The 24,110-nt window shown below is 64.1% G+C and carries 30 protein-coding genes; 18 read left to right on the top strand and 12 right to left on the bottom strand.

Translation table 11 applies throughout. The features are described from left to right. Positions 1-130 precede the first annotated feature (130 nt). The 5 genes from K3725_RS10935 to K3725_RS10915 all read left to right on the top strand — a co-directional run bounded on the left by K3725_RS10935 (position 131) and on the right by K3725_RS10915 (position 5,120). Positions 131-1,546, top strand: a complete 1,416-nt coding sequence (locus K3725_RS10935; protein WP_260015373.1) for a pyridoxal-dependent decarboxylase — start codon at positions 131-133, stop codon at positions 1,544-1,546. Between the two features lie 203 nt (positions 1,547-1,749). Next, positions 1,750-2,358 carry a carboxymuconolactone decarboxylase family protein gene (locus K3725_RS10930; RefSeq protein WP_260015372.1) on the top strand — a complete coding sequence of 203 codons (609 nt, stop codon included), beginning with the start codon at positions 1,750-1,752 and terminating at the stop codon, positions 2,356-2,358. 182 nt (positions 2,359-2,540) lie between these two features. After that, entirely contained in the window at positions 2,541-3,470 is a 930-nt protein-coding gene (gene ppk2 / locus K3725_RS10925) for a polyphosphate kinase 2 (protein ID WP_260015371.1), read from the top strand. A gap of 62 nt (positions 3,471-3,532) precedes the next feature. Beyond that, positions 3,533-4,168, top strand: a complete 636-nt coding sequence (locus K3725_RS10920) for a DUF1007 family protein (protein ID WP_260015370.1) — start codon at positions 3,533-3,535, stop codon at positions 4,166-4,168. 1 nt (position 4,169) lies between these two features. Further along, entirely contained in the window at positions 4,170-5,120 is a 951-nt protein-coding gene (locus tag K3725_RS10915) for a nickel/cobalt transporter (RefSeq protein WP_260015369.1), read from the top strand. Between the two features lie 3 nt (positions 5,121-5,123). Here the strand turns inward: K3725_RS10915 and K3725_RS10910 are convergent, their stop codons facing one another. After that, the gene (locus K3725_RS10910; RefSeq protein WP_260015368.1) at positions 5,124-5,774 is read right to left on the bottom strand and encodes a TIGR02453 family protein; all 651 of its coding nucleotides are present in this window, start codon (positions 5,772-5,774) and stop codon (positions 5,124-5,126) included. 112 nt (positions 5,775-5,886) lie between these two features. On the opposite strand from K3725_RS10910, the gene K3725_RS10905 reads away from it, so the two are divergent. Continuing rightward, complete coding sequence (locus K3725_RS10905) at positions 5,887-7,281, top strand: MATE family efflux transporter (RefSeq protein WP_260015367.1); 1,395 nt, start codon at positions 5,887-5,889, stop codon at positions 7,279-7,281. Positions 7,282-7,321: 40 nt separating this feature from the next. Here K3725_RS10905 and K3725_RS10900 read toward each other — a convergent pair whose 3' ends face one another. After that, positions 7,322-7,999, bottom strand: coding sequence for a hypothetical protein (locus K3725_RS10900; protein WP_260015366.1), 678 nt, complete (start codon positions 7,997-7,999; stop codon positions 7,322-7,324). A 10-nt stretch (positions 8,000-8,009) separates the two neighbouring features. Next, positions 8,010-8,297 (bottom strand): hypothetical protein, encoded by a 288-nt coding sequence (locus tag K3725_RS10895; RefSeq protein WP_260015365.1) that lies wholly within the window; start codon positions 8,295-8,297, stop codon positions 8,010-8,012. A gap of 97 nt (positions 8,298-8,394) precedes the next feature. On the opposite strand from K3725_RS10895, the gene K3725_RS10890 reads away from it, so the two are divergent. The 5 genes from K3725_RS10890 (at position 8,395) to K3725_RS10870 (ending at position 12,448) form a co-directional block, all read left to right on the top strand. Beyond that, positions 8,395-9,252, top strand: a complete 858-nt coding sequence (locus K3725_RS10890) for a LysR family transcriptional regulator (protein ID WP_260015364.1) — start codon at positions 8,395-8,397, stop codon at positions 9,250-9,252. A gap of 66 nt (positions 9,253-9,318) precedes the next feature. Then, complete coding sequence (locus K3725_RS10885) at positions 9,319-9,765, top strand: nucleoside deaminase (RefSeq protein WP_260015363.1); 447 nt, start codon at positions 9,319-9,321, stop codon at positions 9,763-9,765. A 308-nt stretch (positions 9,766-10,073) separates the two neighbouring features. Further along, positions 10,074-10,322 (top strand): EF-hand domain-containing protein, encoded by a 249-nt coding sequence (locus K3725_RS10880; protein WP_260015362.1) that lies wholly within the window; start codon positions 10,074-10,076, stop codon positions 10,320-10,322. A gap of 271 nt (positions 10,323-10,593) precedes the next feature. Continuing rightward, entirely contained in the window at positions 10,594-11,577 is a 984-nt protein-coding gene (locus K3725_RS10875) for an NAD(P)H-binding protein (protein ID WP_260015361.1), read from the top strand. A gap of 88 nt (positions 11,578-11,665) precedes the next feature. Next, positions 11,666-12,448, top strand: coding sequence for a hypothetical protein (locus tag K3725_RS10870; protein WP_260015360.1), 783 nt, complete (start codon positions 11,666-11,668; stop codon positions 12,446-12,448). A gap of 15 nt (positions 12,449-12,463) precedes the next feature. On the opposite strand, the gene K3725_RS10865 is transcribed toward K3725_RS10870, so the two are convergent. Both K3725_RS10865 and K3725_RS10860 read right to left on the bottom strand, forming a co-directional pair. Continuing rightward, positions 12,464-12,877 carry a hypothetical protein gene (locus K3725_RS10865; RefSeq protein WP_260015359.1) on the bottom strand — a complete coding sequence of 138 codons (414 nt, stop codon included), beginning with the start codon at positions 12,875-12,877 and terminating at the stop codon, positions 12,464-12,466. Between the two features lie 14 nt (positions 12,878-12,891). Continuing rightward, a complete protein-coding gene (locus K3725_RS10860; protein ID WP_260015358.1) occupies positions 12,892-14,094 on the bottom strand; it encodes a pyridoxal phosphate-dependent aminotransferase in 1,203 nt (400 codons plus the stop codon). 96 nt (positions 14,095-14,190) lie between these two features. Between K3725_RS10860 and K3725_RS10855 the strand changes: the two genes are divergently transcribed. The 3 genes from K3725_RS10855 to K3725_RS10845 all read left to right on the top strand — a co-directional run bounded on the left by K3725_RS10855 (position 14,191) and on the right by K3725_RS10845 (position 15,448). After that, a complete protein-coding gene (locus K3725_RS10855) occupies positions 14,191-14,607 on the top strand; it encodes a helix-turn-helix domain-containing protein (RefSeq protein WP_260015357.1) in 417 nt (138 codons plus the stop codon). 9 nt (positions 14,608-14,616) lie between these two features. Continuing rightward, positions 14,617-14,874, top strand: a complete 258-nt coding sequence (locus K3725_RS10850) for a succinate dehydrogenase assembly factor 2 (protein WP_260018599.1) — start codon at positions 14,617-14,619, stop codon at positions 14,872-14,874. 76 nt (positions 14,875-14,950) lie between these two features. Further along, positions 14,951-15,448, top strand: coding sequence for a MarR family winged helix-turn-helix transcriptional regulator (locus tag K3725_RS10845; RefSeq protein ID WP_039186275.1), 498 nt, complete (start codon positions 14,951-14,953; stop codon positions 15,446-15,448). Positions 15,449-15,901: 453 nt separating this feature from the next. On the opposite strand, the gene K3725_RS10840 is transcribed toward K3725_RS10845, so the two are convergent. Then, entirely contained in the window at positions 15,902-16,330 is a 429-nt protein-coding gene (locus tag K3725_RS10840) for a VOC family protein (protein ID WP_260015356.1), read from the bottom strand. A gap of 227 nt (positions 16,331-16,557) precedes the next feature. On the opposite strand from K3725_RS10840, the gene K3725_RS10835 reads away from it, so the two are divergent. Beyond that, entirely contained in the window at positions 16,558-17,391 is an 834-nt protein-coding gene (locus tag K3725_RS10835; RefSeq protein ID WP_260015355.1) for a thymidylate synthase, read from the top strand. Between the two features lie 18 nt (positions 17,392-17,409). Beyond that, entirely contained in the window at positions 17,410-17,889 is a 480-nt protein-coding gene (locus K3725_RS10830; protein ID WP_260015354.1) for a dihydrofolate reductase, read from the top strand. Between the two features lie 57 nt (positions 17,890-17,946). Here K3725_RS10830 and K3725_RS10825 read toward each other — a convergent pair whose 3' ends face one another. Further along, positions 17,947-18,153 (bottom strand): cold-shock protein, encoded by a 207-nt coding sequence (locus K3725_RS10825; RefSeq protein ID WP_260015353.1) that lies wholly within the window; start codon positions 18,151-18,153, stop codon positions 17,947-17,949. A 189-nt stretch (positions 18,154-18,342) separates the two neighbouring features. On the opposite strand from K3725_RS10825, the gene K3725_RS10820 reads away from it, so the two are divergent. After that, positions 18,343-18,660 carry an arsenate reductase family protein gene (locus K3725_RS10820; protein ID WP_260015352.1) on the top strand — a complete coding sequence of 106 codons (318 nt, stop codon included), beginning with the start codon at positions 18,343-18,345 and terminating at the stop codon, positions 18,658-18,660. A 42-nt stretch (positions 18,661-18,702) separates the two neighbouring features. After that, the gene (locus tag K3725_RS10815) at positions 18,703-19,071 is read left to right on the top strand and encodes a hypothetical protein (RefSeq protein ID WP_019295615.1); all 369 of its coding nucleotides are present in this window, start codon (positions 18,703-18,705) and stop codon (positions 19,069-19,071) included. Between the two features lie 77 nt (positions 19,072-19,148). Here the strand turns inward: K3725_RS10815 and K3725_RS10810 are convergent, their stop codons facing one another. The 5 genes from K3725_RS10810 to thrS form a co-directional block, all read right to left on the bottom strand. Further along, a complete protein-coding gene (locus K3725_RS10810; RefSeq protein ID WP_260015351.1) occupies positions 19,149-19,712 on the bottom strand; it encodes a DoxX family protein in 564 nt (187 codons plus the stop codon). Positions 19,713-19,716: 4 nt separating this feature from the next. After that, positions 19,717-20,472, bottom strand: coding sequence for a DUF2063 domain-containing protein (locus K3725_RS10805; protein ID WP_260015350.1), 756 nt, complete (start codon positions 20,470-20,472; stop codon positions 19,717-19,719). After that, on the bottom strand, positions 20,469-21,323 hold the full coding sequence (locus tag K3725_RS10800; RefSeq protein ID WP_260015349.1) for a DUF692 family multinuclear iron-containing protein: 855 nt from the start codon (positions 21,321-21,323) through the stop codon (positions 20,469-20,471). The genes K3725_RS10805 and K3725_RS10800 overlap by 4 nt, the downstream gene beginning before the upstream one ends. A 69-nt stretch (positions 21,324-21,392) precedes the next feature. Next, complete coding sequence (locus K3725_RS10795; protein ID WP_019295611.1) at positions 21,393-21,698, bottom strand: DUF2282 domain-containing protein; 306 nt, start codon at positions 21,696-21,698, stop codon at positions 21,393-21,395. A gap of 221 nt (positions 21,699-21,919) precedes the next feature. Then, positions 21,920-23,866: a threonine--tRNA ligase gene (gene thrS / locus K3725_RS10790; protein ID WP_260015348.1), complete on the bottom strand. Its 1,947-nt coding sequence runs from the start codon at positions 23,864-23,866 to the stop codon at positions 21,920-21,922. Between the last annotated feature and the right edge of the window lie 244 nt (positions 23,867-24,110).

The raw sequence follows: 24,110 nt of genomic DNA, 5'->3' as shown, positions 1-24,110 counted from the left end.
TGCTGCCTGGCTGGTTTGCAATCCATCGAAGGTTAGTTCCGGCAATCCGGGTGCGGCGATCTTCTCCGTGCAACTGCAGCATTTGCGCGTTAAACCTGCCGCCAGCGGCAGGCAGGAGGAGGGCGCGCAGGTGGCTGAGAAGGGGATCAGGACGCAGGATTGGGCGGCCTTCCGGGCGGAGGCGCAGAGGATGCTGGACGCCGCGCTGGATCAGATGCAGCAGGCGGCGGAGCGCCCCTGGCAGCCGGTGCCGGAGGACATCGATGCGCGCTATGCGGTGACGGCGGAGGCGCGCGGGCCGCGGGAGACGGTGGACCGGATCATCCGCGACGTGCTGCCCTACCACGGCGGTAATATTCATCCGCGGTTCTGGGGCTGGGTGCAGGGGTCGGGGCTGGCCTCGGATCTGATCAGCTCTTTGGCGGCGGCTGCAGTGAACGCCAATATGGGCGGGCGCGATCACGGCGCGAACTACATGGAGCGCGCGGTGGTGGATTGGACCCGCCGCAAGATGGGCATGCCGGAGGGGGCCAGCGGGCTGCTGGTCACCGGCACCTCGCAGGCGACGGTGATTGCCTTTCAGGCGGCGCGGCTGCGGGTGCTGAAGGACCTGCGCAAGACCGGGCAGGGCACGGTGCGGCTGACCGCCTATGCGGGCGAGGGCGTGCACAATGCGACGCTGAAGGCGATGGAGCTTCTGGGCATCGGCTCGGACAACCTGCGCCAGGTGCCGTTGGCGGAGGGCAAGCTGGACTGCGCGGCACTGGCCCGGATGGTGGCAGAGGACAAGGCCGCAGGCGCGCTGCCCTTTCTGGTGGTCGGCAATGCGGGCACCGTGGACCTGGGGCTGTTTGACGATCTGAATGCCCTGGCGGATGCGGCGGCGGACCTGGGGCTGTGGCTGCATGTGGACGGGGCCTTTGGCGCCTGGACGCGGATTGCGGCGGAGCCCTACAGGTCGCTGAGTGACGGGATCGGGCGGGCCGACAGCATTGCGCTGGATTTCCACAAGTGGATGTATGTGGGGTATGACTGCGGCATGGCGCTGCTGCGCAATGAGGAAGAGCACAGGGCGGCCTTTGCGGCGCGGCCCGCGTATCTGGAAGGGGCCGAGCGCGGACTGGCGGGCGGCGAGCCGTGGTTCTGTGACTATGGTATTGACCTCAGCCGCGGCAACCGGGCGCTGAAGGTGTGGACGGCGCTGGAGACCTATGGCGAGGCGGCGTTCTCCGAGGCGATCACCGGCAATTGCGAGCTGGCGGAGTTCATGGCGGCGGAGGTGGAGGCGCAGCCCTGCATGGCGTTGGGGGCGCCGGTGGTGTCAAACGTCTGTGTGTTCACTGCGCGCAGCGATCTGCCGCCGGAGGCGCAGTCTGTGATCAACGCGCATATCGCACAAACCCTGCAGGAAAGCGGCGAGGCGGTGTTTTCAACCACCCGAGCAGACGGCCGCGTGATGCTGCGCGCCGCGATCACCAACCACCGCAGCCGCGAGACGGATGTGCGGGCAGCGATTGCCGCGGTGGCGCGGGAAGCGGCGAAGTAGGGGCTGCTGCCGGCGTGCCGTGACACAAGGTCCGGGCCTGACCTTGGGAAGGTGCGTATGCGCCTTCCCGGGGGGAAGGTCAGGCGCGGGCCGTGCGGCTGGCGCCTCACGCCCCAAGGCCGGGCGGGGTTTGACGCTCCGTTCTGCCTTCCATTGCCGTCGGCTGCCGTTACTCTCCGGACCAGACAGTCAGGGAGAGAGACATGGCCTGGATCAGGACCGTTCCGTTTGAAGAGGCAACCGGCAAGCTGAAAAAGCTCTATGAGCGGGTGACCGGGCCGGGCGGCAATGTCGACAACATCATGATGGTGCATTCGTTGCGGCCGCATTCGATGGAAGGCCATATGGCGCTCTACAAGAACGTGCTGCACCACACCGGCAACAAGATTCCGAAATGGTTCCTGGAGGTGCTGGGGGTCTGGGTCTCCAGCCTTAATGACTGCGCCTATTGCGTCGAGCACCACTTCGCGGGCCTGCAGCGGCTGCTGGGGGATGAACAGCGCGGGCTGGCGATCCGGGCAGCGATCGAGGCGCGCGATCCGGGGGCTGCCGCGCTGGAGCCTGCGCAGGTGCTGGCGATGGGCTACGCGCGGATGCTGACAGAGGAACCCGCCAGTGTGAACGAGGCGGATATAGCGGCGCTGCGGGAGGCCGGATTTGACGACGGAGAAATCCTGGAGATCAATCAGGTGACGGCCTATTTCGCCTATGCCAACCGGACGGTGCTGGGGCTGGGGTGCTCGACCAAGGGGGATGTGCTGGGGCTGAGCCCGAACAATTCGGAGAACCCGGATGATTGGGGGCACACGTAGGGGCTTTGCCCCTCGGCCCTGGCGGGCCTCACCCCAGGACATTTTCAGCCGGATGAAAGGGATCAAGCGGCCTGCCGGGGCCGCTTTTTGTTGCGCGGATGGCGTATCTTTTGATGCAGGTCAGCGCGGGGCGGCGGCGGGGAATGTAAGGTTGCGGCGCAGATTGACAGAGGGAGTATCTGATGGGCGCCGCAGCAAAAAAGATTGTGAACAACACCCCGGGAGACAGGCCGGTAAAGGCAGCCGGGCAGGCCTGCGGGCCCAGTGCCGAGGATATCCGCCGGGCGTTTGAGAGCGGCAGATACCCCTACGCCAAGAAGATGCCGCGCAAGGCCTATGAGGCGGAGAAGGCGCGGCTGCAGGCAGAGCTGCTGAAGGTGCAGCTGTGGGCGCAGAAGACCGGCGGGAAGTTCGTGATGCTGTTCGAAGGGCGCGATGCGGCCGGCAAGGGCGGCACCATCAAACGGTTCACTGAGCACCTGAATCCGCGCTCAGCCCGGGTGGTGGCGCTGAACAAGCCCTCGGACGAGGAGCGCGGGCAGTGGTATTTCCAGCGCTACGTGCAGCATCTGCCGACCGGCGGCGAGATCGTCTTCTATGACCGGTCCTGGTACAACCGTGCAGGCGTGGAGCGGGTGATGAGCTTCTGTGAGCCGAATGAATACCTGGAATTCATGCGGCAGGCGCCGGAGTTCGAGCGGATGCTGGTGCGGTCTGGCATCCGGCTTTACAAGTACTGGTTTTCGGTCACGAAGGCGGAGCAGAAGCGGCGGTTCGTCTCGCGCGAGACCGATCCGCTGAAGCAGTGGAAGCTGTCGCCGATCGACAAGGCCAGCCTGGGGAAATGGGACGATTACACCGAGGCCAAGGAGGCAATGTTCTTTTACACCGACACCGCCGATGCGCCCTGGACCGTGATCAAGTCGAACTGCAAGAAGCGGGCGCGGCTGAACTGCATGCGGCATTTCCTGGCCTCGCTGGACTATCCGGGCAAGGACCCCGGCATCGCCCTGGCGCCGGATCCGCTGATTGTCGGGCAGGCGCATCATGTGATCCATCAGTCCGGTCACATCCTGGGCAAGGCGCTGCATCCGGATAACAGGGCGCGCTGATCCTTGCCGGCCGGGCGGACCGGCGCTTGCGGGGCCGCCGAACTGGGCTTAAGTCTTTGGCCATGAAACATCTTGCTCCGCTTCTGGCACTTGCGCTGCTGGCCCCTGCGGGTGCCGCGGCGCATCCGCATATCTTTGTCGACACCGGAATGAAGCTGGTGGTCACGGACGGCGGGCAGCTGCAGGCGGTGGAGATCACCTGGGCCTATGATGAGTTTTATTCGCTGCTGATCTTTGAGGACCGGGGGCTGGACAGTGATTTTGACGGCAGTCTGACGGCCGGGGAACTGGCGCAGCTGCAAGGGTTTGATCTGGCCTGGAGCGAGGGATTTCAGGGCGATACCTATCTGACACTAGACGGCGAGGCGCTGGGCCTGGGCGCGCCGGAGCATCTGTCGACCGAGGTGAAGGACGGGCGGATCACCACCCGGCACCGGCGGGTTCTGACACAGCCGCAGGCCGCGGACGGCGTGGTGATCAAGGCCTATGATCCGACCTATTACACTGCCTACACGGTAAACCAGGGGCTGGAGGTCAGCGGCGGCTGTCAGGGCAGCATCACCCCGCCAAACCTGGATCAGGCCTATACCCTGGTGGAGGAGCTGCTATATGCAATGCCCGCGGAGCAGGCAGAGGAGACCTACCCGGAAGTGGGAGAGGCCTTTGCCGATACTGTGCGCGTGAGCTGTGGCGCGTAAGGTGAAGATTTTCTTAACAATTGCGGCGCTGGGCGTGGCATCATTGGCCGTCTGGCTCTGGGGATTTGGCGGATCCGGGATGGTGTCCCTTTGGGCTGCCGAGGGCCAGCGAGAGGCGCAGAACGCGATGGCGCGGGGGCTCAGGGCCTTGCGTGCCGGGGAACCGGGGGCGCTGATGGCGCTGCTCAGCTTGTGCTTTGCCTACGGGTTCTTTCATGCCGCCGGACCGGGCCATGGCAAGCTGGTCATTGGCGGCTATGGCATGGGCAAACCGGTGCCGCTGGTTCGGCTGGCGGGTCTGGCGCTGGCGTCCTCGCTGGCGCAGGCGGCGACGGCGGTGGTGCTGGTAGCCGGCGGGCTGCTGCTGCTGGACTGGGGGCGCGAGCAGCTGACCCGCGCGGCGGAGGATGTTCTGGCGCCGCTGTCCTACGGGCTGATTGCGCTGGTCGGGCTGTGGCTGCTGGTGCGGGGGCTGCGGCGGCTGATGGGCAGCCGCACCGTTCCGGCCACTGGTCCTGCCGGGCACCATCACCATCACCATCACCATGATCATCATCACGATCATGCGCATGATCACGATGACGGCGTTTGCGCCTCCTGCGGGCACCGGCACGGGCCGACGGTGGAAGAAGCGGCCAATGTGCATTCGCTGCGCGATGCGCTGGCGATCATCGGTGCGGTGGCGCTCAGGCCCTGCACCGGGGCGGTATTCCTGCTGCTCCTGACCTGGCGGATGGGGGTGCTGTGGGCCGGGATTGCCGGCGCCTTTGCCATGGGGGCCGGCACCGCCACGGTGACAGTGGCTGTGGCCATCGCGGCGGTCACGATGCGCAAGGGGGCGCTGGCGCAGATGGAAGGCACTGGTGCCTTGCGCGCTGCGGCGCTGCTGGAGATCCTTGCCGGCGCCGTGGTGGCGGTGCTGGCCAGCCAGATCATGCTGCGGGCGCTGTAGGCCTCATTCCGCCAAAGCACTGTCCAGCAGGGCAAACATCGGCTCCAGAGTCAGATAGGCCGACATCAGCGCGGCCATCGGGGCGGCTTGCTCGCGCGCGCTCATTTCATGCCAGAGCGTCAGTGACTTGCGCTGCAGCAGCGCGCCGTGGGGATGGGCCTTGCCATAGGGGGCGGGAACACGTTTCAGTTCAGGGTCTCTGGCGGCAAACCCCTTGAGCGCGAGGATGTCGACCAACGCCGCGGTCTCATCGCCGAAAGCGCCGTCGATGGCCTGCCGCCAGCGCGGCAGCTGCGGCTTGCTGAAGCCCATGATGCCGCCGCCTGCGGTGCAGTAATCCGGGGCGATGCCGAAGAACAGCGCGCAGCCTGCGCCGTTCAGGGTCCACATCATGTGCAGATGGGTATTGTAGGGCGTCTTGTCCTTGGAAAACCGCACGTCGCGCTGGGGCCGGAACAGCTTGGCGGTGACTTGCGCGCCGCTTCGGGCGGAGATCGCCTGCGCCACCTCATCCATCATGAGGAGCGCGGGGGACTTCAGCTGCGCCTCGTACCGGTCCTTATGCGCGGTGAACCAGTCCCGGCTGTTGTTCTGCGCAAGCTCCGCCAGAAAGGCGCGGGCGCCGGGGATCAGCTGGGTAAAGGCGTCGGTCATTCAAAGGGGCTCCTGCAAAGGGTTGCTTGTGCAGGATACCACCATGGGCCTGTGCGCAGGCAAGGAAACTCTTCCCTTGCCGGAGCGTGCGGCGGGGCCTAAGGCTGGCAGGATGAGCACGTTAGCGACCAAACACCCTGAGACCAAACACAGCGCAATGCCCCTGCGCGGGCATGTCCGGGCGATTGCCGTTTTGGGGCTGCCGCTGATCGGCGGCCATGTGGCGCAGTTTGCCATCGGCCTGACCGATACGGTCATGCTGGGCTGGTACGGGGTTGATGAACTGGCGGCGGTGACGCTGGGCTCGTCCTATTTCTTCTCAATTTTCCTGTTGGGCTCCGGATTTGCCTTTGCGGTGATGCCGATGGTGGCGGCAGCGGCCGGCGCGGGAGAGGAGCGGCAGATCCGCCGCTCGACCCGCATGGGGCTGTGGCTGTCGCTGGCCTATGGCGTGGCGGCGATGCCGCTGTTGTGGTGGTCGGAGGCGATCCTGCTGGCGCTGGGGCAGGAGGCAAAGGTGGCGCATGACGCGGCGGAGTACCTGCGGATTGCCGGCTGGTCGCTGTTTCCGGCGCTGTTGTACATGGTGGCAAAGTCCTATCTGGCAGCGCTGGAGCGCACCCAGATCGTGCTGTGGCTGTCGGTCTTTGCCGCAGTGATCAACGCGCTGGTGAACTATGCGCTGATCTTTGGCAACTGGGGCGCGCCGGAGCTTGGGATCACCGGGGCGGCGATCGCCTCACTGGTGACCAATGGGGTGTCCTTTGTGCTGGTGCTGGCCTATGCGCTGAAGGTGCTGCCGCAGCATGAGCTGCTTAAGAATTTCCACCGGCCGGACTGGGAGATGCTGGGCAAGGTGCTCCGCATGGGCACGCCCATCGGGCTGACGACGCTGGCGGAGGCCAGCCTGTTTGCGGCCTCGGCCATGATGATGGGCTGGCTGGGCACGGTGCCGCTGGCGGCCCATGGGATCGCGATCTCGCTGGGCGGGCTGACGTTCATGGTGCACCTGGGGCTGTCGAATGCCGCCACCATCCGGGCTGGCAATGCCTTTGGCCGCGGCGACCGCGAGCATCTGGCGCGTGGCGGCAAGGCGGTGACGGTGATGTCGCTGGCGGTGTCGGCGGTGGCAATTGCCTTGTTCCTGACCATCCCGGACCCGCTGATGTCGCTGTTTCTGGATGCGGAAGACCCGCAGAAGGACGCGATTCTGCTGATCGGCGGCGGTCTTCTGGCAGCGGCGGCGCTGTTTCAGCTGATGGATGGCATGCAGGCCGTGGCGCTGGGATTGCTGCGCGGTGTGCAGGACACCGGCGTGCCGATGGTGATTGCCGCGCTCAGCTATTGGGCGGTGGGCATTCCGGCCTCTTATGTCTTTGGCTTCCTGCTGGGCTGGGAAGGCCTGGGGGTCTGGATGGGGCTGGTTGCCGGTCTGACCTGCGCCGGGCTGTTCCTGATGCTGCGGTTCTGGCGCCGTTCCATCAAGGCCGTGGGCGCCGCCGCTTAAGAGATGCGCCTGCCCCATGGAGAGGCAGGCGCCGATTGGCTCAATTCACCGGCTGGGACAGGACCGTTGCCCCCAGATAAGTGAAGGCCGTGAGATGCGCCTTGTTGAAGCGCCCCACCTGTTCCAACACGCCGGGATTGCCGGTGCGGAAGGCCTCGGCCTCTGCGTCAGTCCCGTAGTAGAGAAAAGTGATGTCATCCGGGCGCAGGGTGCCCACGGCCTTTTCCGGGGTCAGGACAGCCTCTGTCTGCCAGACGTTTTCCAGCTCTGCTATGGCGCTGCCGAGAGCGGTGAGGTCATCTGTCCGCCGGGGGACGTCCAGGTTATTGTAGTGTGAGAGCTTCACGATGTATTCGGCCTCCGCCTCCGGTGCGTCTGCCGGAAGCAGGGTGAGGCTGCCCTCAACCATCACCGGCAGCCGGCCGTGATGTGCCAAAGCTGCGGTTGCGCCAGAGGCAGCAAGTGACGCCAGTACCGGGCGGGCGCAGCGGTAGAGGCGGAACCCCTCCATCTGCGGCCAGTCCAGCGGCCCGAGGCTGGCGGAGAGGGTGCCTGAGCGGTGCAGCCTGCAAGCTGCGTCCTGCAGGGCGGCGGCGGCGGTCTCCTCCCATTGGTGAACCGGTGAGGCGGGCTGCGCGGGCCAGGCGAGGAACAGACCGGTCTCCGCCAGTGCGGGCGTTGCAGCGGTGAGGGTAGCTGCGAGAGCGAGGGATTTCATGCGTATCTCCTCACACATCAAAACTGACCGGGCCGCGGCCAAAGACGCTTGCGACGGGCTCGTCCGGGGCGGCCTTGGCAGCGTTGAGCGCCTCCATTGCGCCTTTGGCAAAGGCCAGCGGATGCGCCGGGACCGGCATCTGGGGCGCAAAGCCGTTGAAGCGGGCGGTGAAATGTTCCCTGGTCCAGGTGACGTCGATGCTGGCGGCCTCCGTGCCCTGATACTGGATGCCAAGGCTGAGGCGGCCGGTCATCACTTCGGGAACATCGGCGGATTTGAGGGTGAGCTGGTAGGTCATTTCTGTGTCTCCGTTGCTGTGATGGCCAATTGCTATCGCGGACGGAGTCGTTAGAATATCTACCGATTAAGAACCATTCTGGAACAAATTAGTACCAATGGAAAATTGGGACGATTTCCGCATTTTCCTGGCGCTGGCCGAAGGCGGTACCATCCGCAGCGCGGCGGAGCAGCTGGGCGTGACCCATGTGACGGTCACCCGGCGCATCCGGGCTCTGGAGGCGCGGATCGGGGCCACGCTGTTTGAACGCAGCCCGGCGGGCCACCAGCTGACGCCGGCGGGGCGGACGGTTCTGCCCAAGGCGCTGGAGGCGCGGGGCAGCATCCGGGCTCTGGAGCGGCAGGTGCTGTCGATTGATGCCAAGCTCAGCGGAACGGTGAGCCTGGCGCTGCCGGAGGCGGTGGCCACGGTGCTGATTGCGCCGCTGCTGCCGGAGTTGCGGATGCTCTATCCGCAGATTGTACTGCGGCTGCTGCTGTCTGACCGGCTGGTGAACCTGGCCGGGCGGGAGAGCGACCTGGCGCTGCGGTTGACCGCAAGTCCGCCGGAAACCGCCTTTGGCCGCCGCATTGCCCATAGCCCGCTGTGCGTCTACGCGGCGCCTGCCTATCTGCAGTCCAGGCCGGATCCGGATCATTGGATCGGATTGGACTATGGGCCTGCCCGGGCGCTGGAGGGCACCGCGGACACGCATATTCAGGCCAACGGCATTCTGGCTATGGCAGAATTGCTGAAAGCGGGGCTGGGGGTCGGAGTGCTGCCGTGTTTCCTGGGCGACAGCCACACCGGGCTGCAGCGGCTGCCGGGGGCGGTGATCAAGCCGGACCTGGATCTGTGGCTCTTGGTGCACAAGGATCTGCGGCAGATGGCGCGGGTGCGGGCAGTGGCGGATTTCATTGCCGAGCGCCTGAAGCCGCTGCGGCCGCTGATCGAAGGCGCATCGGTAGCGTCTTGACCGCCCGGAAGCGGGCTGGAAGGCTGGGCGGAACCACGAACAACAACCGGAAAGGGCAGTTTCACGATGATGACAGATGACGACAAGCGCCTGCTGCGCATCGCCTATGAGGAAGCCAAGGCGGGGTTTGATGAGGGCGGCTGCCCGATTGGTTCGGTGCTGGCGCGCAGCGGCCAGGTGGTGGCGCAGGGGCGCAATCAGCGGGTGCAGAGGGGCGACCCGATTGCCCACGGCGAAATGGACGCGCTGCGCAAGGCGGGGCGGCAGAAGAGCTACCGGGACACGGTGCTTTATACTTCGCTGTCGCCTTGCATGATGTGCAGCGGCACCATCGTGCAATTCGGCATCCCGCGGGTGGTGATCGGAGATACGCAGAATTTTGGCGGCAACGAGGACTTCCTGCGCGCCAGGGGTGTCGAGGTGGTGATCGCCGATGATCCGGACTGCATTGCGCTGATGGAGCGGTTTATTCGCGAAAAGCCGGAGCTGTGGGCCGAGGATATCGCGGAATAGGATTCGGGCTTCCGGGGCTGGTTGACGGAAACGGAATTTCGGATTGGTTCCCGGCACCGGTGCATTTTCCGCGGGGCGGGCGGAAAGCCGCAGGAACGCCTGCCGGACGTGCGCGGACAAAGGCCGGTCCGTCCGGCAGGGCGGTAACCTGCTTATTTGAAACGGGAAAAGCGGCGCCGTTGCGCCGGGTTTCCAGTCGGCTGCGGTTGGGGGATGGTACCGCATCAGGGCGCGTCATAGCTGTTTGCCACGGCTCGCGGGACACACCGCGGGCTGCAACAAACCAAATGATGACTGGAGTGTCTCACATGAAAAAGTTTGCCCTGACCGCTGCCGCTGTTGCTGCTCTGACCGCGTCGCCGCTGGCTGCAAAGGACCTGGCTGCAGAGCTGGACGCTGATGGCAACGGTACTTTCTCGCTGGAAGAGCTTCAGCTGGCGTTCCCGGAGCTGACCGCGGAAACCTTTGCCACCATTGATGCCAATGAGGATGGCGAGGCCGATGCGGCAGAGGTGAGCGCGGCAATCGAGGCGGGTGTTCTGACCCAGGCAGGCTGATTGCGGCCAAAGCCGCTGGTGCGCCGTCTTGCTGCACCCCTCTTGCCTTTCGGGGGGAGGCGCATAGTCCCTTCCAGCCGCGCAGGTGACGGCACAGCGCAGGAAAGGCCCCGCGGATTGCGGGGCCTTTTTGCATGTCTGGCAGGGTGGCGGAAGCCGTGCATTTCCCGTCGGGTTTCGGGGGCTGCAGATGGCGGCTTGCCTGTAGGGTCTGCGCAGATTTGAAACCGCGTGCGCCGGGCAGCGGCCTGCGCCGTCAGGAGGCTCAGCCATGTCCAAACCGATCATTCTTATCACCTCGGCCACCGGCCGCATCGGCCGCGAGCTGGTGGCGCGTCTGGCGCAAGGGCAACAGTTCACCGTGCGAGCCTGCTACTTCAGCGAGGCCAAGGCGGAACAGCTGAAGGCGCTGGGAGCTGATGAAGCCGTGAAATTCGACCTGTCGGACCCGGCCACCTGGGAGGCTGCGTTGGAGGGCGTTTCGGCGGTCTACTCCGCCTCGCTGGACCCGATGCTGGAGGGGCATCTGGACTTCTGCAAGGCGCTGGGGGCGCGCAAGGGACAGATCAGGCATGTGGTGCGCGTGAGCTGCATGGGGGCTGACACCAATACCGCCGATTATGATGCGGACACCCATGCGTCGCGCGCCGGTGCGGGCATCCCCTTGATGCTTCAGCACTACTGGTGGGGGGAGAAGGCGCTGATTGACGCCGGGCTGACCGTGACCGCGCTGCGCAACAACTTCTTCATGAACCACCTGCTGAAGACCGACTGCGAAACAATTGAGAGCGAGGGCTGGTTTTCCAACCCGCTGGGGGGCATGCGCAACTCCTTTGTTGCCACCCGCGATATTGCCGAGGCGGCGGCAGTGGTTCTGGCCGAGGGACCTGAGCGCCATGGCAACAAGTTCTATGACATCACCGGCCCGGCACCGCAGTCGATGGCGGAAATTGCCGCCGACCTGGGCCGTGCGATGGGCCGGGAGATCGAATACCGCCCGCAGTCCATGGAACAGTTCGAGGCCGACTTCGGCGCCACCCGGGCGGAGTTCTTCGAGTATCTGACCAACGGTTTCTACACCCGCTGCAGCCCGGATTTCTATAACATCACCGGGCACAAGCCGACGTCCTATTATGACTACCTGACCACCAAGGGCGCCAGCGGCGAAACCGGGCTGGAGGAACTGTGGCAGGGCAACCTGTGGAAAAAGGGCGTGGACGCGATGAAGGAGGCGGCAGGCGCCAAGGCGTCCTGAGGTTCCGGGAGGGGCGGTATCTGCGGCCCTGCCGCATTTATGCTAGGTTTGCCTTCATTCCGGCAAAGCGTCGGAGAGGAGACTTGGCATGCCACACAGAGGTGCAGGTCCACGGTCCGGCGGGCGGCTGACCGCCGTGCTGGCGCTGATGCTGTGCCTGCTGCCCTGTGCCAGTGCGGCCGGGGCGGCGGGGGACACGCCTGAACGCCCGCCGGCGGGGCTGATGTGGAACCGCAGCGGGCTGCCTGCGGTCTTTCCCCTGCAGGTCAGGACACCCGATGGAGGCGACTATTACCTGGTGCTGTCCGGCAGCAAGGGTGATGCGCTGGCGGCCTATATCCGCGGCGGGGAATTCTTCAAGGTTCTGGTGCCGCCCGGGCGCTATGCGCTGCGTTTCGCCGGCGGTGCCGGCTGGCAGGGGGAGGCGCGTTTGTTCGGGCCGGCCACCGAGATTTTTGAATTGTCTGAGCCGCTGACGTTTGAAGTCCGCGGCACAGGGATCAAAGCCGGCCACCGGGTGACGCTGGCGCGGGCGCTGCCGCGCGGCGGTCTGCGGGCAGAAGTTACCGGCCAGTTTGTCTGTCAGGTTGCGAGCCTGGAGGGGGCAATGCCGCGGCGGGCTGCGCAGGAGGGCCGCCGCGGTTTCGGCCTGGGCGGTGATGCGCAGGCAAGGGCTGGGTTGCATCTGAGATGGCGGCTGCGGCTGACAGGGGTGGAGCCGGGCACGCCAGACGCGCGGTGGCAGCGCAGCCTGTTTGTGCTGGGAAACCCGAACCTGCCGAGGCACCTGCCGCATAGGGCATGGCCGGGCCTGCCGCAGGTGCCAACCGGGTTCCGGTCTTATTCTGTCAGGTCGCTGTATTGCGGCTGAGCCGGCGGTGCGGTCCTATTCCCCGCCGCGCTCCTTCATCAGCCGGTCGGCCTTCTTGCGCACCAGCACGTTGCGCAGGTCGTGCATGGCCAGCAGCAGCGCATCGGTGACCTCCTCCAGCTGCGCATCGGTTGCGCGGCTGTTGACCCAATGGGCGGTCAGGTTCAGATGGTCGATGGCGCGGTGGATGTCGTCAACATCGCGGGCCGCCAGGACGTCGGCGCGGGCTTCCATCCAGGATTTGATCTCTGCCAGGTCGTGTTCGCTCAGCTGGCGCTGACCGTGCGGCTTGATCTCGCCGTTGCGGATGTTCACAACGGCGATCTGGTCCATCTCGATCCGCCGGTTGCGGTTCTCGGTATCGACCCGGAAGACAAAAGCGCCGTTCTCACGGACGCGGAAATAATACTCCGGCAGATCGGCGCTCATGCTCATGCCTCCTGTCAGGTCAGCGCGGCGCAGAAGGATTGGATGCGGCGGCAGGCCTCTTCCAGCGCTTCATCCGAGGTAGCGTAGCTCACGCGGAAGTTCGGCGACAGGCCGAAGGCGGCACCGAACACCACCGCGACGTCTGCCTCTTCCAGCAGGGCGGTGGCGAAATCCTCATCCGTTTCAATCACCTTTCCCGCAGGCGTGGTCTTGCCGATCAGCCCTGCGATTGAGGGATAGACGTAAAACGCGCCCTCCGGCACCGGGCAGGTGATGCCGTCGATTTCCGACAGCATGGAGACCACCAGGTCGCGGCGGCGCACGAATTTCTCATTGTTGGGCGCCAGGAAATCCTGGGTGCCGTTCAAGGCCTCCACCGCGGCCCATTGGCTGACAGAGCAGGGGTTGGAGGTGGACTGCGACTGTACCTTGCGCATGGCGGCGATCAGCGTCTCCGGACCTGCGGCATAGCCGATGCGCCAGCCGGTCATCGCATAGGCCTTGGAAACCCCGTTGCAGGTGAGGGTGCGGTCATACAGGCCGGGCTCCACCTGCGCCGGGGTGCAGAATTCGAACCCGTCATAGGCGAGGTGTTCGTACATGTCGTCGGTCATCACCCAAACGTGGGGGTGGCGCATCAGCACGTCGGTCAGCTCTTTCAACTCTGCCCGGCTGTAGCCTGCGCCCGTGGGGTTGGAAGGCGAGTTGAAGATGAACCATTTGGTCTTGGGAGTGATCGCCGCTTCCAGCTGATCCGCGGTCAGCTTGAAGCTGGTCTGCAGCGAGGTTTCTGCAACCACTGGGATGCCGCCGGCCAGCAGCACCATGTCAGGATAGGAAACCCAGTAAGGGGCGGGGATCACAACCTCGTCGCCTTCGTTCAGGGTGGCCATCAGGGCGTTGTACAGCGTCTGCTTGCCCCCGGTTCCGACGGAGACCTGTGAAGGCGTGTAGTCCAGCCCGTGGTCGCGTTTCATCTTGGCGCAGACCGCCTGCTTCAGCTCAGGGATGCCGTCGGGGGCGGTGTATTTGGTCTTGCCCGCAGCAATGGCAGCGACGGCCGCGTCCTTGATGTTCTGCGGCGTGTCGAAGTCAGGCTCACCGGCGCTGAGTCCGATGACGTCACGTCCCGCCGCCTTCAGCTCTGCCGCCTTGGCGGTCATTGCAATGGTGGGTGACGGTTTTACGCGTGAGAGGGTCTCCGACAGGAAAGACATAAGCTGTGCCCCGGTTTGTATGTTTTGCAGAACTGTCATAGGGTGCGGCCAAACAGCGATCAAGCTGCATTGGCGTTTTGAGTAGGAGAACCAACAATGACTGAGCAGACCACAGACTGGTACGGCCCCGACGCTGCAACTTTTGGCGACCGCGTGGCTGCGGCGCGCGAAGCGGCCGGGATGACCCAGGGCCAGCTGGCGCGGCGTCTGGGTGTCAAGAAGTCCACCCTGAGCGCCTGGGAGCGGGACCTGTCGGAGCCGCGCGCCAACAAGCTGACGATGCTGGCCGGCGTGCTGAACGTGTCGATGTCCTGGCTGCTGACCGGCGAGGGTGAGGGCATGTCGGAACCCGCGCCGCTGGAGCTGGAAGCCGGGGATTTCACCAGTATTCTGAATGAATTGCGCTCTCTGCGCAGTGAAATGCGCCAGAACGCCGAGCGTGCTGCCCGGCTGGAAAAGAAACTGCGCACCGTGCTGCAGGTGAATGACGCTCCGGCCGCAGAAAGCGTCTGAGGCCGGATGATGCAGGAAGACCGTGCCACCCGCCTGAAGCGGCTGCAGATGCGTTCGATGCGCCGGGGTATCAAGGAAATGGATATCCTGCTGTCGGCCTATGCGGCGGCCAGCCTGGAGCAAATGGACGCGGCGCAGCTGGATCTTTATGACCAGCTGCTGCTGGAAAATGACCAGGATCTGTACCAGTGGGTGACCGGTCAGGCGGAGCCGCAAGAGCGGTTCCGCGACCTGGTTGCGGACATAGCGCAAACCCACCAAAAATAATAAAATTCCGGCTTAACCGATTTTTCGGGAATTGTTGGCATCTTGTCTCAGAAGCAAATTCGAGTCGGAGATGCGAATGAGTATGGAATTGCCAATTGGCCAGGTGGACCGCAAGGGTTTCATGACTGGCTACCTGGAGGCGCTGGGTCTGCTTGAGCGCCTTCACCGTCTGCTGCTGGACGTCATCAAGGACGAGTTCGAACGCGTTGGTGTATTGGAAATCAATGCGGTTCAAGCGCTGCTGCTGTTCAATATCGGCGACAACGAGGTGACCGCAGGGGAATTGAAAACCCGCGGCTACTATCAGGGCAGCAATGTCAGCTACAACCTCAAGAAACTGGTCGAGATGGGCTATATGCATCATCAGCGCTGCGAGATTGACCGCCGGTCCGTGCGGGTGCGCCTGACCCAGCGCGGCCGCGAGATCCGCGATATCGTTTCGGCGCTGTTTTCCCGCCATGCCGAAGGGCTGGAAGGCAAGAACGTGATCTCCTCCGAAGGGATCGAGGATATTACCGCCTCTCTGAAACGCATGGAGCGCTACTGGTCGGACCAGATCCGTTACATCTATTAAGGGCCTGCCGGCAAAACACACCAGCAGGCAATTGGCCGCGCAGCCGGGGAACACCGGCAGGCCGCTGACAGGGCATGAGGGGAAACCGTGCTCTGATTGGATTGAAGGGTAAGGCGCCGGGTCTCGCGTAGGCCACGGCAGAGGCTGCAGAAGCGGCCGCCCTTTCCGCCCGGCTATTCCGGGCCGCAGTACAGGCGTTCTTTGCACGGACAGCCCCGGCAGGGCTGCGCCGGTTTTTGGCGTGGTGGTGCTGACGGGTTCCGGCTGATTGTTCGCGGCGGCTGCAGCCGTTTCCGGCCATGCTGCTAAGCCTGCCTTGGCGTTTGCCCCGCAACCCGCGAGAGATACGGGGGCAGCCGGACAGCGGCCGGTCCTGCCCGCGAACAGACATGCCCGCGAGCAGACCGCCCAAGAACAGACCTGCCAGGGGCTGGACCGGGCCGGTGATCAGCCTTACCAGTGGCCGGTGTTCTCCATGCTGGCCCAGGGCTCAGCCGGGGGCAGGGAGGTGCCGTTCTGCAGCAGTTCAATGGAAATATTGTCGGGCGATCGCACAAAGGCCATATGCCCGTCGCGCGGCGGGCGGTTGATGGTGACGCCGTTGTCCATCAGATGCTGGCAGGTGGCATAGATGTCATCCACCCCATAGGCGAGATGGCCGAAATGGCGGCTGTCGCTGGGCAGCCCGTCGTCGCCGTCCCAGTTGTATGTCAGCTCGACCGGGGCATCCTCCTGGCCGGGAGGCGCCATGAAGACCAGGGTAAAGCGGCCCTGTTCATTGTCCCAGCGGCGGGTTTCCTTGAGGCCGAGGAGTTCAAAGAAGGCCATGGATTTTTCCAGATCCTTTACCCGGACCATGGTGTGCAAATAGGTGAGCGGCATGATGGTTTCCCCTGATTGGTTTTGCCCGCAGTATTGCCCGCGCTGAATGGAAGGAAAAGCGGCAAAGTGGGGGCTGCCGTCACGATCCTGTGCTCATTTTGCGGCTTTTGATTCCGGCCGGGCCAGATGTAGTATGACCCAAGGGGCAGGGCTCAAGGGATTCCCGCTTGGCCCCGCCGGGCCCGGACGGTAAGACCGGGCCAGCGCCAGAGGGCAGGGAGCAGGCCATGCAACAGTATCACGATCAGCTGCAGTTCATACTGGATCACGGGGTGACGTCGGACGACCGCACCGGCACCGGCACGCTGTCCTGTTTCGGGATGCAGGCGCGCTATTCCCTGGCGGAGGGGTTCCCGCTGGTAACCACCAAGAAACTGCATCTGCGCTCCATCATTCACGAGCTGCTGTGGTTCCTGTCCGGCGACACCAACATCCGCTACCTGAAGGAAAACGGCGTGTCGATCTGGGACGAATGGGCCGATGAGAACGGCGACCTGGGCCCCGTCTACGGCCACCAATGGCGCCGCTTTCCCAAGCTGGAGCTGGCAGAGGGCACCATCGGGGATGAGCCGCTTTACCGTGCGGGCAGTGTCGATCAGATCGCGGATCTGGTGGAGATGATCCGCAAAAGCCCGGACAGCCGCCGCCTGATCGTGTCGGCCTGGAACCCGGCGGATGTGCCGGAGATGGCGCTGCCGCCCTGCCATACGCTGTGGCAGGTGCGGGTTGCGGGCGGCAAGATGCACATGCAGCTCTATCAGCGCTCTGCCGACATGTTCCTGGGGGTGCCGTTCAACATCGCGTCTTATTCTCTGCTGCTGGCCATGCTGGCGCATGTGACCGGCTATGAGGCCGGGGATTTCGTGCACACCATGGGCGATGCGCATATCTATTCGAACCATGTGGAGCAGGTGCAGCTGCAGCTGTCGCGCAGCCCCAAGCCGCTGCCGCAGTTGCGGATCAAGCGTCAGGTGAACTCGATTTTCGACTTCACCTTCGAGGATTTCGAGATCCTGAATTATGACCCCGATCCGGTGATCAAGGCGCCGGTGGCGGTCTAAGGAACAAGGACAACAGGCATGATTACCCTGATCGCTGCGCGGGCGCGCAACGGCGCCATCGGCAAGGACAATGATATCCCCTGGTTTGCGCCCGAGGATTTGAAGGCGTTTCAGCGCGAGACCCTGGGCGGTGCCATCATCATGGGCCGCAACACTTGGGACAGTCTGCCGGTGAAGCCGTTGAAGAACCGGCTCAATCTGGTGGTGTCCTCCAACCCGCAGGCGGCAGAGACCGTGCTGCCCTCGATCGAAGCCGCGGTGCAGGAAGCCTATGCCCAAGGCTACCGGCGCGTCTATGGCATCGGCGGCGAGGGGATCTATCGCGGGATGCTGGGGATGGCAGACAGGCTGCTGGTCACCGAGGTCGATCTGACCATCGAGGATGCCGACGCATTCTTTCCGGAGTTTCAGGAAGACGGCTGGGCCAAGGCCGGGGAAACGGTGCTGCGGGGCAGCGATCCGGCCTGTGTGATGGTGGAGTATCTGCGGCGGGGCTGAGGCCGCCCTCAGTGCCTGCGCCCGGTCAAAGTCCGGGCGCAGCGCAGGCATGAAGCCTTACATCGCCTTGATCTCGGCTGCCATTTGCCGGCCGTCCCGGCCCTCGGTCAGCTGATAGCCGACTTTCATATTGTCGGCGAGACCGGTCATGCCCGACCGCTCCACCGCTGAAATGTGCACGAACACATCCTTGCCGCCTTCATCGGGTTCAATAAACCCGTACCCTTTGGTGGTGTTGAACCACTTCACGGTGCCGCTTGGCATTTCCCGTGTCTCCTTCTACTTTGCACGTCGCCCCGGGATGCCCCGGGGTATCCGGCCCGTTCCCTGATTGCGGGGAACATGGTTAAGCCGAACAACCTAGAGTTTTGCACGGGCTGAACGAAAATCAAGAGAAACCGGTGAATTCTACCATAAATTGTGTGAATGCCGGGTGGGGAGCATGAAGGCATCATGAAAATCTACGGGCTCAAGAACTGCGATACCTGCCGCAAGGCGTTGAAAGCGCTTCCGGATTCGGTTCTGGTCGATATCCGCGCGGATGGCATGCCGGGGGCATTGCTGGAGACCGCCCACGCGCAATTCGGCGACAAGCTGGTCAACACGCGGTCGACCACCTGGAGGGGGCTGAGCGAGGAAGAGCGCGCCGGGGCACCGCTGGATCTTCTGCGGGCGCACCCGGCCTTGATGAAGCGGCCGCTGATCGAGCGTGACGGGGAATTATTCCTGGGTTGGGATCAGAACACCAAGGCGGCCCTTGGCGCGGCTTGAGGCGGCGCATATGTCGTTACCGCAGTTTCTGGGAGAGAATTGATGCGTAATGCAGCCCTTGTTCTGGGGATCATCGCCGGGATTTTCGGCATGGTGGTGGGGTTCTTCGGCTACGGCTACACCGCTGCGGTGGAGCATTTCGGCGAGGTTGAGGGGCTGGCCGAACAGGTTGAGAACGTGGAGAAGCTGCGGCTGCTGGCGGTGCTGTCGCCGCTGCTGGCGATTGCCGGCGGTGCGATGGCACGGGCGCGGGCCCTGTGGGGCGGCATACTGCTGCTGGGGTCGGCGGCGGGGATGTATGCGGGCTTTGGCCTCAACGTCTTTACCATCTTCCCGCTCAGCTTTGCCGCGGTGGGCGGTCTGATGGCGCTGGCAGCGGGTAAGCCGGATGAGCCCAAGGCGCATTTCTGACCCATCATAAATCCACATGACAAAGGCGCCGCTGCCGGGGGCAGGGCGCCTTTTCTTGTTTTCTAGCCTTGGTGGCGTCAGGCGATGGCCGGTTCCATCCGGCTGCGCAGCAGGGCGTCCACAGACAGGGCGCCTGCGCCCTTGACCACCAGAACCGCCAGCAGGAAGACCCAGAACAGCCGCTGGTCCAGGATCACCGCGTCGGGGAAGCGGTCGAACAGCGCGCCAAGGGTTTTATCGTCGGTTGCGCCGTGCCCGTAGATGTCGGTCAGCGACTGCACGATGACGAAGCCGATCATGCCCAGCGAGGCGAGACGGGTCAGCAGGCCAATCACGATCAGCAGCGGCAGGATGAACTCGGCGTAGGTGCCGGCCAGCACTACCAGCTTCTGAAACAATCCGAACTGGGAAACGTCATAGCCCACCGCCTCAAGCTGTTTCGGGAAGATCTGGCTGTAGGCGCCGATCGAGGGGCTGAACAGGCCGAGGATGCCGTCGCCCAGCTTGGTCAGGCCTGAGTTCCAGAAATAGAGCAGCAGGGTGGAGGCAAAGACAAAGCGTGCCGCCAGCGGCAGCAGCCAGTTGCCGCCCCTTTCCACCTGGCGGAAGACGGCGTCGTGAATGGAGACAAGTGCGTGCATGGATTTACCCTTTGCTGTCCAATCCGGTGATCGCGCCGCCCTGCAACAGCAGGGCCAGCGTGGCACCCAGGTCGAAGGTTTCGTCTGCGGCGGCGGCCTGTTCCAGCGCTTCGCCGATGGTGGCACCCTGCATCAGGGCGCGGATCCAGAGTGCGCCCGCGGAGGGCAGGACCTGGGGAATGGAGTCGAATTCAGGGCGAGTGATCAGCACGTCCTGGGCCTGCGGCTCAGGCTTGGGCGCGCCGTCTTCGGTGTTGTAGCGCCAGATGGCGTGAATGGGCCAAGGCGAACAGATAACCTGCACTGCGGGAGCCAGAGACAGGCGGGTGCCCATCAGCTGATCCGGCGTCAGCCCGCCAAGCGCCTCAGGTGCAACGGGCGCGGCATCGGCGGAGTGGTAGGCGCGGCGCAGGGCCAGCTCCAGCCGGGCGACATCGCCAAGGTAGCCCAGATGCCGGAGCTGCTCCATGCCTTCGAGGAAGGCGGGGAAGTGTTCGCCGTAGAACATCATCAGCGGCGAGGACGGCGGATGCTGGCGCAGAAAGATGCCTGCCAGACCATCCATGTTCTGCTTGCCCAGAAGCTTGGCAATCACCGGAAAGGCGCTGTGCATGGCCTCTGTCAGGGAGACCGCCACGTTGTTGCGGTAGACACTGAAACGGCGCCCGGCGGGCTGGTCCTGATGGTCAATCAGACCGTCCGGCACAGGCTGGCCCGCATCCATCATGGCGCGGGTGAACTCTGTCTGGCTGACGCTCATGCCGGGACGCGCTCCAGCGCGGTTGCGGCGCGGGCAGCTTCAGCCTCCAGCACCGGCCAGTCCGGCACGTCATTGTCCCATTCGATCAGCACCGGCTTGGGGCCGGATTTTGCCAGCGTGTAATCCAAGAGCGCCCAGACCGGGTCCACCACCTCACGCCCGTGGCTGTCGATCAGCAGAGGGCGGCCATGGTCGTCCACATCCTCGTCGTGGCCGCCGAGGTGGATCTCACCGACCTTGTCCAGAGGAAAGGCGTCGATATAGCCCTGGGGCGAGAAGTCGAGGTTGGTGGCGGAGACAAAGACGTTGTTGACGTCCAGAAGCAGCCCGCAGCCGGTGCGGCGGGAGATTTCCGCCAGGAACTCCGGCTCGGACCAGGTGCTCTCGGCAAAGGCGAGGTAGCTGGAGGGGTTTTCCAGCAGCATCCGGCGGCCGATGGTGTCCTGCAATTCGTTGATGTGATCGCAGATCCGCTGCAGGCTCGCATCCGTGTAGGGCAGCGGCAGCAAGTCGTTGTAGAAATGACTGTCGTGGGTGGACCAGGCCAGATGTTCGGAGAAGCTGGCAGGGGTCAGCCAGCCAACCAGATGCTTGAGCCGGGCAAGATGGTCTGCGTCCAGGGGGCCTTCGCCGCCGATCGACAGGCCGACGCCATGCACCGACATGGCGAAGTTTTCAGACAGGTGGCGCAGCTGCGCAATTGGACGCCCGCCGTCGCCCATGTAGTTTTCGGCGTGGATTTCCAGCCATTTGACGCTGCCCGGATCGGCGGTGATCTGTGCGAAATGCTGCGGCTTATATCCGACGCCGGGGGCGGCGGGCAGCCTGTCATGTGCAGCAGAGTCGAGCATGGCGTGTCCTGTGGTCCGGGTGCAAAAGGGGCGGGAACTTACACTCCCGCCCCGGAAATCAGGCCGAACTTATGCCGGCAAGTCGCGCTCCAGCGGCTCGAGCGAGCCTTTGCGCTCAGTGCCGTCTGCCATTGCGGGCAGTTCCATGCCCTCGCAGGTGCCGGCATCCACCAAGGTCCAGGCGTTGCCCTGGTAGTCGGTGGTCGAGGTGCCTGCGCAGGTGGTGCCGGGGCCGGCGGCGCAGTCGTTCTGGCCTGCCAGCGAAACGCCGTAGCATTTTTCCTTGGTGGCAGCAGCAGCGGGGATGGTCGAAGCTGCGGTCAGAGCGGCGGCAACGGCGCTGGCAACGGCCAGGGATTTTGCGGTGGTCGACATCTCGTGAATTCCTTTCGGTTTAACGTGCGGTGTCGTGTTGACAGGAAAACACTAACCCATGGTTTTCAGGAATTTAAGTCACGAGGCCGTGTCTCACGTCTGCGTCAGCGCATGTGAGACAGGATTGCAGCGCAAAGGGCTGAAATCGCCGGGTTTTACCCGGTTTTGAAACAAAACGGCCCCCGGATGGGGGCCGCTGATGCTGTTTTCGGGGTGGAATGTTACAGCAGGTCCGGCGGGGTGGCCTCGACCGCCAGCGCCTTTGTAACATTTTCGAGGCTTTCCACGTTGGTCTGTTTTTCGCCAAGACGGCGGACAGACACTGTGCGTTCCTCCACCTCGCGGTGGCCGACGGCGAGAATGACCGGAACCTTGCCCACCGAATGCTCGCGGACTTTGTAGTTGATCTTCTCGTTGCGGATATCGGCCTCGGCGCGCACGCCTGCCTTCTTCAGCTCGGCCACGACCTCCTGCACGTAGTCATCCGCGTCGGAGGTGATCGAGGCGACCACAACCTGACGCGGTGCCAGCCAGAACGGCAGCTTGCCGGCGTGTTCCTCGATCAGGATTCCGATGAAACGCTCGAAGCTTCCAAGGGTCGCGCGGTGCAGCATGACCGGGCGGTGCTTGGCACCGTCGGCGCCGATATAGGTCGCGTCCAGGCGTTCCGGCAGCACGAAGTCCACCTGGTGGGTGCCGCACTGCCAGTCGCGGCCGATGGCGTCGGTCAGCACGAACTCCAGCTTGGGGCCGTAAAAGGCACCTTCGCCCGGGTTCAGTTCCGGCTCGATTCCGGCGGCCCGGGTGGCGGACAAAAGCGCGGCCTCGGCCTTGTCCCAGACCTCATCGGACCCGGCACGGGTGTCCGGGCGGTCAGAGAATTTGACCGAGAACTTCTCAAAGCCCAGATCCTTGTAGATCTTGGACAGGAAGTTGATGAATTCCGCGGTCTCAGATTCAATCTGATCCTCAGAACAGAAGATGTGGCCGTCGTCCTGAGTAAAGCCGCGCACCCGCATGATGCCGTGCAGCGCGCCCGAGGGCTCATACCGGTTGCAAGAGCCGAATTCGGCCATGCGCAGCGGCAGGTCGCGGTAGGACTTGAGGCCCTGGTTGAAGATCTGCACGTGGCAGGGGCAGTTCATCGGCTTCAGCGCGTTCACCGCCTTCTCGCGGGCGTGCTCCTCGTCGACTTCGACGATAAACATGTTCTCCTGGTATTTGTCCCAGTGGCCCGAGGCCTCCCACAGCTTGCGGTCGACGACCTGCGGGGTGTTCACCTCGACATAGCCGCCCTTGCGCTGCTGGCGGCGCATGTAGTCTTGCAGCTGGGTGTAGACGGTCCAGCCGTTCGGGTGCCAGAAGATCTGGCCCGGCGCCTCTTCCTGCATGTGGAACAGGTCCATCTCGCGGCCCAGCTTGCGGTGATCGCGCTTGGCGGCCTCTTCCAGCATGTGGAGATGCGCCTTCAGCTTCTCCTTGCCGGTGAAGGCAACGCCGTAGATCCGCTGCAGCATCGCGCGGGAGCTGTCGCCGCGCCAGTAGGCGCCTGCGATGCTCATCAGCTTGAACGCGTCGCCCGGCAGCTGGCCGGTGTGCTGCAGGTGCGGGCCGCGGCAGAGGTCCTGCCAGTCGCCGTGCCAGTACATCCGCAGCGGCTCATCGCCCGGGATGCTCTCGATCAGCTCGACCTTATAGGGTTCGTTGTTGTCGGTGTAATGCCGGATCGCGCGGTCGCGCTCCCACACCTCGGTCCGGACCTCATCACGCTTGTTGATGATTTCCTTCATCTTTTTCTCGATGGCGCCGAGGTCCTCGGGGGTGAAGGGCTCGGACCGGTCGAAGTCGTAGTACCAGCCGTTTTCAATGACCGGGCCGATGGTGACCTTGGTGTCGGGCCAGATTTCCTGCACCGCACGCGCCATGACGTGCGCCAGATCGTGGCGGATCAGCTCATTGGCCTGGACCTCATCCTTCATGGTGTGGATGGCGATGGTGGCGTCGCCTTCGATCGGCCACTGCAGGTCCCAGTGCTGATCGTTGACGGTGGCAGAGATGGCCTTCTTGGCCAGCGAGGTCGAGATGCCGGCTGCCACCTGCGCAGGGGTTATACCTGCGTCGTAGGAGCGTGCATTGCCATCGGGGAAAGTGAGAGAGATTTGGGCCATTGTCTGGCTGCTCCTCGTCGGTTTGGCGCCCACAGAACGCCCGGTTGCGGGTATGTGTTTGGTCTGCGCGTTTTGCTGCCAATACAGAGGCAAGTCAAGGCGGCATTGCATGTGATTGTAATTGCACCGGAATTTTCGTTTGTGTGCCTGTGCATGCGATTGCACATATATGTATACTGGTAAGCGGTTGAAAAATAACGAAAAAAATCTTGCGATGTTCGGCGATCCGGGGCAGGGTGGCCTG

It is taken from the genome of Leisingera sp. S132, from assembly GCF_025144465.1.
Lineage (GTDB): Bacteria > Pseudomonadota > Alphaproteobacteria > Rhodobacterales > Rhodobacteraceae > Leisingera.
The sequence above is the reverse complement of the archived record's forward strand: the minus strand, read 5'-3'. Positions and strand labels throughout refer to the sequence as shown.